This window comes from Psychroserpens sp., assembly GCF_047633235.1.
GTDB lineage: Bacteria > Bacteroidota > Bacteroidia > Flavobacteriales > Flavobacteriaceae > Psychroserpens.
In genome coordinates this window covers 19,786-30,358 of record NZ_JBLIET010000035.1, presented here as the reverse complement: position 1 = coordinate 30,358, position 10,573 = coordinate 19,786, and the positions used below count along the sequence as shown (strand labels likewise).

Annotated in this window: 11 protein-coding genes and 1 tRNA gene; 4 read left to right on the top strand and 8 right to left on the bottom strand. The window is 32.9% G+C overall.

Annotated features, from left to right (window positions below; all coding sequences use genetic code 11):
* Positions 1-817: 817 nt before the first annotated feature.
* The 5 genes from ACJAZK_RS11395 to ACJAZK_RS11375 form a co-directional block, all read right to left on the bottom strand.
* Positions 818-1,288 carry a hypothetical protein gene (locus tag ACJAZK_RS11395; protein WP_415224081.1) on the bottom strand — a complete coding sequence of 157 codons (471 nt, stop codon included), beginning with the start codon at positions 1,286-1,288 and terminating at the stop codon, positions 818-820.
* Between the two features lie 215 nt (positions 1,289-1,503).
* A complete protein-coding gene (locus ACJAZK_RS11390) occupies positions 1,504-2,223 on the bottom strand; it encodes an FISUMP domain-containing protein (protein ID WP_415224080.1) in 720 nt (239 codons plus the stop codon).
* 242 nt (positions 2,224-2,465) lie between these two features.
* On the bottom strand, positions 2,466-3,626 hold the full coding sequence (locus tag ACJAZK_RS11385) for an alpha/beta hydrolase-fold protein (protein ID WP_415224079.1): 1,161 nt from the start codon (positions 3,624-3,626) through the stop codon (positions 2,466-2,468).
* Positions 3,627-4,146: 520 nt separating this feature from the next.
* Positions 4,147-4,614, bottom strand: coding sequence for a hypothetical protein (locus ACJAZK_RS11380; RefSeq protein ID WP_415224078.1), 468 nt, complete (start codon positions 4,612-4,614; stop codon positions 4,147-4,149).
* A gap of 253 nt (positions 4,615-4,867) precedes the next feature.
* The gene (locus ACJAZK_RS11375; protein WP_415224077.1) at positions 4,868-5,332 is read right to left on the bottom strand and encodes a helix-turn-helix domain-containing protein; all 465 of its coding nucleotides are present in this window, start codon (positions 5,330-5,332) and stop codon (positions 4,868-4,870) included.
* Between the two features lie 846 nt (positions 5,333-6,178).
* On the opposite strand from ACJAZK_RS11375, the gene ACJAZK_RS11370 reads away from it, so the two are divergent.
* Together ACJAZK_RS11370 and ACJAZK_RS11365 are read left to right on the top strand one after the other, a co-directional pair.
* On the top strand, positions 6,179-6,940 hold the full coding sequence (locus tag ACJAZK_RS11370) for an NYN domain-containing protein (protein ID WP_415224076.1): 762 nt from the start codon (positions 6,179-6,181) through the stop codon (positions 6,938-6,940).
* A 143-nt stretch (positions 6,941-7,083) separates the two neighbouring features.
* The gene (locus ACJAZK_RS11365) at positions 7,084-7,443 is read left to right on the top strand and encodes a hypothetical protein (protein WP_415224075.1); all 360 of its coding nucleotides are present in this window, start codon (positions 7,084-7,086) and stop codon (positions 7,441-7,443) included.
* Between the two features lie 301 nt (positions 7,444-7,744).
* On the opposite strand, the gene ACJAZK_RS11360 is transcribed toward ACJAZK_RS11365, so the two are convergent.
* Positions 7,745-7,818: transfer RNA gene (locus ACJAZK_RS11360), tRNA-Met, on the bottom strand.
* A gap of 127 nt (positions 7,819-7,945) precedes the next feature.
* On the opposite strand from ACJAZK_RS11360, the gene ACJAZK_RS11355 reads away from it, so the two are divergent.
* Both ACJAZK_RS11355 and ACJAZK_RS11350 read left to right on the top strand, forming a co-directional pair.
* Complete coding sequence (locus ACJAZK_RS11355) at positions 7,946-8,338, top strand: START-like domain-containing protein (RefSeq protein ID WP_415224074.1); 393 nt, start codon at positions 7,946-7,948, stop codon at positions 8,336-8,338.
* Positions 8,339-8,394: 56 nt separating this feature from the next.
* Complete coding sequence (locus tag ACJAZK_RS11350) at positions 8,395-9,240, top strand: aminotransferase class IV (protein ID WP_415224073.1); 846 nt, start codon at positions 8,395-8,397, stop codon at positions 9,238-9,240.
* Between the two features lie 207 nt (positions 9,241-9,447).
* Here ACJAZK_RS11350 and ACJAZK_RS11345 read toward each other — a convergent pair whose 3' ends face one another.
* The gene (locus ACJAZK_RS11345) at positions 9,448-10,008 is read right to left on the bottom strand and encodes a YqgE/AlgH family protein (protein WP_415224072.1); all 561 of its coding nucleotides are present in this window, start codon (positions 10,006-10,008) and stop codon (positions 9,448-9,450) included.
* Between the two features lie 131 nt (positions 10,009-10,139).
* Positions 10,140-10,412, bottom strand: a complete 273-nt coding sequence (locus tag ACJAZK_RS11340) for an HU family DNA-binding protein (RefSeq protein WP_028872747.1) — start codon at positions 10,410-10,412, stop codon at positions 10,140-10,142.
* Positions 10,413-10,573 lie beyond the last annotated feature (161 nt).

Below are 10,573 nucleotides of genomic sequence, written 5' to 3'. Positions count from 1 at the left end.
TATTCAATGTTATTTGCGCATTAGAACTAAAAATCCAAATAAGTGATATTATGATGGAAAATTTATATTGTAGCTTTTTGTTCATTTTTTTAACTTGTTGTCAACAATAGTATATATAACATATGTTCTTTTTACACCCAAATAGGGGATATATGTAACATATGTTTGTTTTACACCTAAATATAAGATAGATACAACAGATGTTATACATCCTTTATAGATCCACTAGTATTGTAAATGTTTACTTAAAACCTAACCTCAAGCATTGCAGTGTGTGTGTAATGCCAATTATCAGGTATAAAAAACATAATACCATTTACTGTACAATAGTATAAAAAACACAAAGACAAGTGTTACGGGTTCCCTTAGTTGCACTTCACTAATACTACAGATTTTTTTATTTTTATGGTTTGATAAATCTAGTGCTTTTCTTAACGCACTTGTATACGTAGTTCTACGTATATTTCAGTAAAACTATGTTAAATTTAAGAGGTGTTGTTACGGGTTCCCTTAGTGCGCATTATTAAAAGAGACGACAATGAATTGGGTAAGGCTCACTCCACCACTTTAAAAGGCTTGAATAGACACCTATATTTATAGTGGTCAAGAGCCTATAGGAGACGATGTTTTTAAATGTTTAGGCAATAGACCAAGTATACAGCAAGCGAGATCAATTGGAGAACGTATTCTGGATAAAATAAAAGAATTTGTTGCGGTTTTTGTTAGTGGGATGGTAGGTTAGGGGCGCCATGGGTTACGCTAGGTTGTAGTTTGTTTTCTGTTTTGCTTGCGTGTTTGTGTAGGGTTAGTAGGGGTTCTAATCTGGTAGAGATATTAATTCAAATTTCCAACCTTTATCCATTTTGTGATTTTTATTGAAATTTGGTGCTTTTATGCCTGTATATATCATGCCGGCTGCTGGGATAGTCAACCAAAATGCAGAAGAATCAGCTAATACGCCAACTAAAACACTAAAGCCTAGTGTTATTGATCCACCGTAAACAAGAAATCCAGTGACGAGGATAGATGTTAATAGAGGATTGCGTTTTAATTCATCAATATCAGTTAAATTTATGCGAACATTATCAATAATAAGGGTGTTATTATTTTCTACTTTAAAACGACCTTTAATTTTTTGTCCATCAGTAGTTTTGAGTTTTATTCTTCTATTTTCTTTTATAATTTTTTCTTTATTGGTATTTACGTTGGTGATTTTTATAGCATTATTTTGTGCTATGACTGTATTGAAACAGAATACGGTGATAAGTAATACAATTATTTTTTTCATATGAAGCTATTTTTTGATAAGATGTAAACATATGAGAAAGGTTGCGTCAAATGTGCTAATATTTTTTTTATATGTGTAGTTGCGTGGTTTAAGTACACAATTGAGTACATAAAAACCGAATAGAAAACCTCCAAGACACGAGTGCATCGAACTGGCTTAAGCAATTTGCGCATGTAGGCTTGGACTAGTATTTACTTATATACAGTATTGGTACGTTAGTCTTTTATGCATCTAATACCTGCTCCAATTTGTATCGCATTATTTGCATACATCAGTGTTGGTTCATTAAATAGATTAATTGAAGTTCTAGTTCCATTCTGCACATCGACCTGATTGGTTGCCCAAGTGCAAATGCCGCCTCCTAAAGTTGGTCCTCCAAATGCATGGATGTAGCCATTTGGAAGGCCTTTAAAACCTATAGCATCAGTGCCATTACCAGCAATATCAAGCCATCCAGTGGTGGTTTTAAGTGCTTCTCCTTCAGTTCCTGACTGTCCGTTGTTAGCAAGATAACTCTCTAATTCCATATAATCTTCTACCGTTGGAATTCGCCATCCCTCAGGTGCTAGTTTACCACTTTCAATCGCAAAATGGTTATACATGGCACCATAATAATCAAATGGTAATTCTTCGTCAAATTGATTGTTTAAATCAAATGTGTCTGCCCACTGATAATAGTCAATTTGAGTATTGCCATTATGCCAATCATTTCCAAAGGTATATTCATTAATTGGTGCGCCATCATTATATGATGTAGTTTTTAGATTTTCAAGCATCCATACTTGATCTCCAATAGTTATTGTGTTGTAAACGTTACCATCTACATCAGTTAAAGTTAGAATGGGGTCTTCTATTGTATTAGCGTCGTCGTCCGTACATCCAAAGCTAATTATAGATAATAAAATAATAACATTAAGTCTAATAAGTGATTTCATAAGTCTGTTTTTATATATAACAACTTCATTTAATTATATCCTGAATTTGGATTTATAAATGTACTTTTAATGTGTGCCAACCTCGCTGTATATGATTTGTTTTTTGATTACACAACAGACTTAGGACATACAAACTGAATATAAAATCTGCGAGACAACACGTGAGTAGCGAATGGGCATAGGCAATTTTTGTGAGTAGAGGAGAACTAGCAACTAATTATACATAGTGTTACTAATTGTATTTATTCGCTCTTGTTTAAGTAGTCTATCTTCATTCTTGCATGTGCGCTCTTGGGATTAAGTGCAAGTGCCTTTTTATAGTTTTCAATTGCTTTTTTCTTATTCCCTAAAACTTCATAAGCCACTCCCATGCTATCATAAGCATTGCATGAATTAGGGAAGTTTTCTGTATTCAAGATAAAGAATTCTAATGCTTTGGATGTCTCATTTTCGTTGCTACTCCTTAACATTCTATATCCTATTCTGTTCACAAGTAACTCAGGGGGTTTAAAATTCCATGAAAGGCGTTGAGAAATGGATTGGAAATGTTCCATTAGCTGCACCGTAGTGTCTACATCTCTGAAAGAAATTCCGTAATCTTTAAAAATCGCAGAAATTCCATTATAAAAAGCAATAGGTGGCACAGAACCATGGTTTTCATTCTCGAAATATTCCAGCTTCGCAGGGAACTCTCCTTCACATTTACTATTTAATGCGTCGTACAATCGCAGATGGCGATCTCGGTTTCTAATATTTCTTTTTCCCCAGTTAGCTGTTGCGAAGTAAATAAACCTATCAAAAGAATTAACTGTTACAGACTCTAATTTTTTATCCATGGTTTTGGCATCCCATGTTCCAAAACTTGGGTCAACGCTAATAAATGAATTAAAAAGGGTTTTTTCTTTCATATAAGCGTGAGTAGCTAATAATCCACCCAAGGAATGGCCAAAAAGTATTCGATAAGGTGCTGTTCTATATTCCCGATTCAGTTCAGGTATAAGCTCATCTTCCAAAAAGCTTATAAATTTATCACCTCCTCCCGAATTATTCTCTCTTACTGTAATTGTTTTGTCTGGTGTGTAGTCTCGTCTTCTATCTACATTTTGTATGGATACAACAATCATTTCTGGAATTTTTCCATTTCCACTCATATAGCTTACGATACCAGTTATAAAATTAAAATGAGTATTGCCGTCAAGGACAACAAGAACAGGATACTTTTTGTAGGATTCTTCATCGTCGTTGTACGATTCAGGTAGGTTAATCCAATATTCTCTGTCTTCATTCAAGATGTTGGAATGTAGTATATGTTTGGTGCCGATGACAATGGGTTCAGTATTTTGTGACTTTACCTGATTGAACCCAAATAGAAAAATAAATGCTACAATTATACTTTTACTCATTCTGACGATTTTATATGATTGGTAAGGTTGTTAGCCTTTCGTTATTTTAATACTTTAACTCTACTTGTTTAGTGGTTTCGTTAGCTCAATTTGATAATCTTCTACCAACTCATCCCAAGATATTAAAAGATTACGTAAGTTTTTATCACTAATAATATCAAAAGAAGAGCTGCTCATAAGTGCATTAATACGTGATTGAGAAGGATTAAACGTGTGACCTCCATAAGAATCCCATAGGTATATTGATAATGAATCTAAAACTTCTGGTTCTGGTTTTGTTTTTTTTTCATATGGTTGTATCGTGTTTTTATAAAGAATTTTATCATATTCATTTCTCGATAAAGCGGGAATCTTAGTGGTTGGCCATAATGAAGGCTAACACACAACATTTGGTCTATGGTTGGTTACGTGGTTAAGCAATTAATTTAGCAAATAAATCACAGATAGAATATTCCGCAGCAATGTTCGTAAGTCGGCAGTGACCAAGCCATTAATTATACACGATGTTGTAGCCAGTTATTTAAATAACTCTACCTTGTCTTTTAGCTTCAGCATCTTTTCTTGCACCATACATCATTCCAATTAACATTCCAACACCAATTCCAATAGACAATCCAATACTTGTTCCAGTAATAGGGTTTATTGCAGTTCCAATCGCCAAACCAATTCCAGTTCCAAAACTCAATCCAAAAGCTATTCCTAATTCTGTATAATATTTTTCACTTGTGAAAGAAAATTCGTTTTTCAGAAATGATTTAAATTCAGAAAGTTTTTGTTGGTAGTATTTTTTTCTATTTTCCGTTGTGGTTTTTAAATTCAATGAAGAAAGTTTTTCTTGTATTAATTGAGACTGGTTTTCAGATAGGTCTTTATTTTTTAAAGATGTCAATGTTCGGATAAAGCAGTTATAAACTTTTTTTTCTGATTTTTTATTGGCTTGAGATAGTAAAGTGATTAATAATTCGGAAGTATTCTTTAAGTTCATCATACTTTATAGGTCTTTGAATTCGGTTTTTGTTACATTAGCTTTAAACTTCCTGTAGTTTATTTTAATTGGCTACAACATTTGGTGTGTGGTTAGTTGCAGATGCGAGACACGTTTATTTGTCAGCCGTGAACCAAATATAGTAAATAAGTATTAAAATTTGATTAAGTAACTCATCTGCAATAAGCTACACACGTCTTTGTCTGTAGTGCTTTTTTTGTCCGTTTTGTTATTCGTTATTACGAATTAAAAATCATTATTTCTTTTTGAATTTTTTATCAATCAGCTTTCTTTTCCAATCTTCTCCAAAAAAATCAAAAATTTTAAGATAAGCAACTCCCAGAGCAAGCGCATAAAAAATCAGCATATAAAAAAATAAAAACCAGCCTTCTGAATCAGAATCAAAAAGGGCAATAATAAAAAATACACCTAAGCTGAATATAGCTAGCGCAAGAAATCCATAAAACCCTTTTACATTTTGAACATATTCTTCTTGTTTTCTAATGTGTTCTATTTCTTCTTTCTTGTTCGAATCAGTAATATTAGTTTCGAAGACAGATGCCAAAGATTTTAATGATTCTAAACCCGCATTTTCTCCGTTTTCAATTCGCTGAATAGTTCTTACACTTAACCCGCTCATTTCGGCTAATTGTTCTTGCGACCAATGTCGCTCTAATCTCATTTTTTTAATAGCTCTTAAATTAGTTGTACTATAATCCATTATTATTTTGCTTTTAATATTATTATGCAAAGCTAATTATTAAGTTTGTGCTGGTGGCGTAAGCCTTGAGACATCGTCATGACAACAATATGACAGCAACATGACACCAACACTTACTGCAAAACAAAAAGGCGCTACACATAATTAAAATCCGATACTCAATAAATTTTGTGTCAATTCTCAGTTCCCGTTTGAATGTAATATTCTATAATTATTTTCAAATTTTGTTTTAAAATGACTTTAAACTAAAGCTTGAATTTTGTGGTTTAGCACTGTTTTTAGTATTAAAGATAACAAATATTTATAGTTACAATTAACTATAGATACAGGACGACTTTAAATGTTTCATTAAAAGGTAAACTTACGCCTAGCAATGTGCGTATGTTATGTCAAATAGCATCTACAAATAACGTAACTTCATTTACTGCACAACTCTATAAATAATACACATAGAAGTGATACAGTATCGCATAATTATACGTTACTAATGCTTTAGATTTTTTTTACATTTATCATTTGGCCAACCTACGACATCCTGAGTACAATTGTATAGGTAGTTCTGCGTGTTTTTTAATAAAAAAAACGAGGCATTAACCAACCATTTACTATATTTATACTTATTAATACTTAAACTACCAAGTCATGGCAAAATCGCAAGATTCAAAAAAGAATGTAAAAAAAGAAGCAGCATTATCACCTAAAGAAAAAAAAGCTGCAAAGTTGGCTAAAAAATCAAGTCGTAAGTAATGGCTTAAGACCCGTATAGTTAAACCACTCCATTAGGAGTGGTTTTTTGTAGTACAACAATTATCTTTATATTTAATCAAATAGTATAAGCAAAAACAAATGGATATTAAACTAGCAGTACTTATAGATGGCGACAATATACCGTCGGCTTATATAAAAGAAATGATGGAAGAAATTGCTAAATATGGTAATCCTACCATTAAGCGTATCTATGGTGATTGGACCAAGCCAAATTTATCGAAATGGAAAAATTTGTTGTTAGAAAATGCCATAACGCCTATCCAGCAATATGGATATACTACGGGTAAAAATGCGACAGACTCGGCTATGATCATCGATGCTATGGATGTTTTGTATTCAGAGAAAGTAGATGGGTTTTGTTTAGTCTCTAGTGATAGCGATTTTACACGTTTAGCCACCCGTTTAAGAGAGGCAGGTATGAAAGTCTATGGGATAGGAGAAAAGAAAACACCGAACCCTTTCATAGTGGCTTGTGATAAATTTATTTATATCGAGATTCTTAAAAATATAACCGAAGAAAGTACGTCTACAGCATCTGCTAAATCATCAGCGCCAAAAAATAATTACGATAACATAACGCAAAAAGAGATTAAGTTTATAGCGACAACCATAGACGATGTTGCAGATGACGATGGTTGGGCATTTTTGGGTGATGTGGGAAGTTTACTCCTTAAAAAACAACCTAATTTTGATTCTAGAAATTATGGTTTTCAAAAACTAACACCTTTAATAAATTCTATTTCTGATTTTGAAATTGAAAGACGTGAGGATCCAAGAGGTCGCTTGAAACTGATTTATGTGAAGCTTAATGATGAGAAAACTAAAGGTAAAAAGAGATAAGCTGCTGTGATCGTGATGTTTGGTATTTAAAGTGAGATGTTATAAGCCGTCTTAGTCATTTAAATTAGAGAGGTATCTTTTAATTACCAACAGCTCAGTGAAACAGCATACCCGTAACCAAATCAAAAGAGATCAGATCATAAATGACGATAACAGAACTCATAGGTCACTTCAATATCATAGGATGTAATCAAGATGGAGATAACGCGACTTACAAAGGCACACTGCAATTAACAGTAGATGACAATAATAGGATTGTAGCAAAATGGTTAATCAATACTGATCAAGTGCAGTTAGGAACCGGTTTTTTCAAAGATAATATTTTGGTTATTAATTTTAATTACAAAGGCGATAATGAAACACTCTATAAGGGTGTTGCTGTTTATAAATGTATTACAAAAGATCTTTTAGAAGGGTTTTGGTCAGAAAAACACGGTAATCCTCAATATTTAGGAGAGGAGCGTTGTTTTAGAATTGGAATACAACGAGAGTTGGCTAACTAAAGGGGGGCTATGTTTTAAACGTTACGAATGGGGTCAATAAGAGTTTTAGTCTCAAAATAGCGTTACTCCCCTGTAAAATAAAGTTTTATATGATGTATTGAATACCTGTACTATACGACCTAGTAAGTCTAGTTTATTGTGTTTTTTTTGCTAATAAAACCTCAAAATGTTCGCTGCTAAAGCTCTTGGTGTGATATTATAAGTCACTAGTAATCAGCATTATTTTGGTTTTAAAGCTTTAGTAATCATAAAAAAACGGTTTAGTGTGAACTAAACCGTTGTTTGTACTTAATTAAGACTGTAGCGAGAACGGGGCACGATCCCGTGACCTCTGGGTTATGAATCCAACGCTCTAACCAACTGAGCTACCTCGCCATTCTGAGGGTGCAAATATAAAAACAATATCTATCTGTACAAACATAAAATGTGCAAATTATTTTTTTTATGTTTTAGTTTTAAACTCAATAATTAATGTATATATTGACACCATAATATTACAACTATGGAAGACAAAGTTAAAATTGAGATGGAGTTTGTTATACAGGCTTCACCACAACTTTTATATCAATATATATCAACACCTTCAGGCTTGTCTGAATGGTTTTCAGATAATGTGAATTCGAGAGGTGAGTTATTTACATTTATATGGGATGGAAGTGAAGAAACTGCTAAATTATTGAGTAAAAAAAGTGGAGAGCGTATCAAGTTTAGATGGCTAAGTGATGACGAAGACGGTTCATCAGATTATTTTGAAATTAGAATACAAGTCGATGAAATCACAAAAGATGTGTCTATTATAGTCACAGATTTTGCAGAGGACGACGAAATTGAGGAGTCAAAAATGCTTTGGGCTAACCAAATTTCAAGTTTGAAGCAAGTTTTAGGATCAGCTTAAGACTTGTAGATCATTTATGTTTTATATTTGTCTCGACCCTAATCGAGACTTTTTTTATGATAAATGTTAATGGTACCCTAATTGAAAATACACCTTTTATATCTTCGGAAAATAGAGGTTATAAATATGGTGACGCACTTTTTGAAACCATAAAAGTAGTGTATGGTAAAATTTTATTTTGGGAGGATCATTACTTTAGACTCATGTCTTCAATGCGTATCATGCGTATGGAAATCCCAATGAACTTTACAATGGAATTTCTTGAAGAAGAGCTCTTAAAAACCATTAATGTGAATGGTTTAGCGAAATCTTCAGTGAGAGTGCGACTCAATGTGGATAGAGGAGAAGGTGGTAAGTATCTTCCGAAGGAAAAAACAATAAACTACTCCATAATTGTTGAGAAAGCAGATAGTGATTTTTATACCCTCCCAAAAACAGCCGAGTACACCGTTGATTTATACAAAGATTACTTTGTTGCTCCTGGGTTATTATCCACATTAAAAACGAATAATAAGGCCATTAATGTTCTGGGTAGTATCTATGCCGAAGAAAATGAATTAGACAACTGCCTAGTCTTAAACACCAATAAAAGTGTTGTTGAAGCACTAAACGGAAATCTATTTCTGGTTGTTGGAGAACACATAAAAACACCGCCTATAGATGATGGTTGTCTCAAAGGGATTATGAGAAAACAAATTATAGAGGTTATTGTAAATTCTGGAGATTATGTTGTTGAGGAGACGTCTATCTCACCTTTTGAGTTGCAAAAAGCAGATGAATTATTTATTACGAATGTAATTGTTGGAATTCAACCCATTTTAAAGTATCGCAAAAAAGAATTTAAGACTAAAATTTCAGAAGATATCTTGAAGCGTTTAAATACAAAGTTGCGGTTGTCTTAGACCCACAATGTGTCAGAATGAGCGCATTAAAATTTGAATTACAGGCTGTTTAATGATTTAGAAATTGCAGAATCATAAACACAGTTCTATAAAAGAATCTAGTTGTAAACTAAATTTTAAGTATCGCCTTTGTTTTGGTTATACCGTATAAGGATATGTGGGTCTGCGAGAAGTGTTTTTAAAGGTCCTGGTGCGTTGTACGCGTCGCTAATTGTAGCTTGGGTTCTCAGGAGCATTAGACCAAAGTGAATAATCACCTCCAAGTTCTAACATTTTTTGTTTCCAGAAGGATTCACAACTTTTTTCTATGAGCTCGTTTTTATAAACGTTCTCAGAGATAATCCATGCATTTGATTCTAATTCATTATCAAGTTGTTCAGGTTCCCAACCAGAATATCCTAGAAAAAACCGAATATCTGAGTCCATAAGTTTTTGCTCTTTTAGAAGTTGTAAAACGATTTCAAAGTTGCCTCCCCAAAAGACACCATTAGAGATCTCTATACTATCAGGTATAAGTTGTGGTACCTTATGTATGAAGTATAAATTATCTTGTTCTACAGGGCCACCATTGTGAACTGTGAATTGAGCTTTTGTTTCAGGAATGAGATCATTGAGCGTATAGTCTAATGGTTTATTTAAAATAAAACCAATGGACCCTTCATCATTATAATCGGCTAATAAAATTACAGACCTATTAAATGATAAGTCACCAATGATGGATGGTTCGGCAATTAAGAGATGTCCTTTTTTGGGCTTGGATGTAATCATGTCTTAGAGTTTGTATAATAAATCTAAAAAATATTTTGTTAATAACCTATAAAATGAGCCAATTACTCTTGTTATAAACACAAAAAAGCTCACTTTTCAGTGAGCTTTTCGTAATCTATTTTAGCGATGTACTAGTTTACAGCACCACTTAAATCAGAACCAGCTTTAAACTTTACTACGTTTTTAGCTTTAATTTGTATAGTTTTTCCTGTTTGAGGATTTCTTCCCTCTCTTGCAGATCTTTTAGAAACTGACCAAGAACCAAATCCTACTAAAGAAACTCTGTTACCTTTTTGTAAAGATCCTTCGATATCAACTAATAATGAATCTAATGCTTTTTTAGCAGCAGCCTTAGTAATTCCTGCGTTCTCTGCCATTCCGTTGATTAAATCTGTTTTGTTCATAAAATTATATTTTAAATTGTTAAAAAAAAAGTTGGGTTAAACGTTATTGTTAAATCCGTAGACAAAATTATACGTAAAATCCATCTACGCAAGTAATAGCAAGGGAAATGCCGATATTTGTTGATAACTTTGAATATTTGTTAATAAAGGAATGTATTTTA

Coding starts and splice junctions, on each gene's coding strand:
- ACJAZK_RS11395 (WP_415224081.1), bottom strand. CDS start 1,288: ATGAAAAAAATAATTGTATTACTTATCACCGTATTCTGTTTCAATACA.
- ACJAZK_RS11390 (WP_415224080.1), bottom strand. CDS start 2,223: ATGAAATCACTTATTAGACTTAATGTTATTATTTTATTATCTATAATT.
- ACJAZK_RS11385 (WP_415224079.1), bottom strand. CDS start 3,626: ATGAGTAAAAGTATAATTGTAGCATTTATTTTTCTATTTGGGTTCAAT.
- ACJAZK_RS11380 (WP_415224078.1), bottom strand. CDS start 4,614: ATGATGAACTTAAAGAATACTTCCGAATTATTAATCACTTTACTATCT.
- ACJAZK_RS11375 (WP_415224077.1), bottom strand. CDS start 5,332: ATGGATTATAGTACAACTAATTTAAGAGCTATTAAAAAAATGAGATTA.
- ACJAZK_RS11370 (WP_415224076.1), top strand. CDS start 6,179: ATGGATATTAAACTAGCAGTACTTATAGATGGCGACAATATACCGTCG.
- ACJAZK_RS11365 (WP_415224075.1), top strand. CDS start 7,084: ATGACGATAACAGAACTCATAGGTCACTTCAATATCATAGGATGTAAT.
- ACJAZK_RS11355 (WP_415224074.1), top strand. CDS start 7,946: ATGGAAGACAAAGTTAAAATTGAGATGGAGTTTGTTATACAGGCTTCA.
- ACJAZK_RS11350 (WP_415224073.1), top strand. CDS start 8,395: ATGATAAATGTTAATGGTACCCTAATTGAAAATACACCTTTTATATCT.
- ACJAZK_RS11345 (WP_415224072.1), bottom strand. CDS start 10,008: ATGATTACATCCAAGCCCAAAAAAGGACATCTCTTAATTGCCGAACCA.
- ACJAZK_RS11340 (WP_028872747.1), bottom strand. CDS start 10,412: ATGAACAAAACAGATTTAATCAACGGAATGGCAGAGAACGCAGGAATT.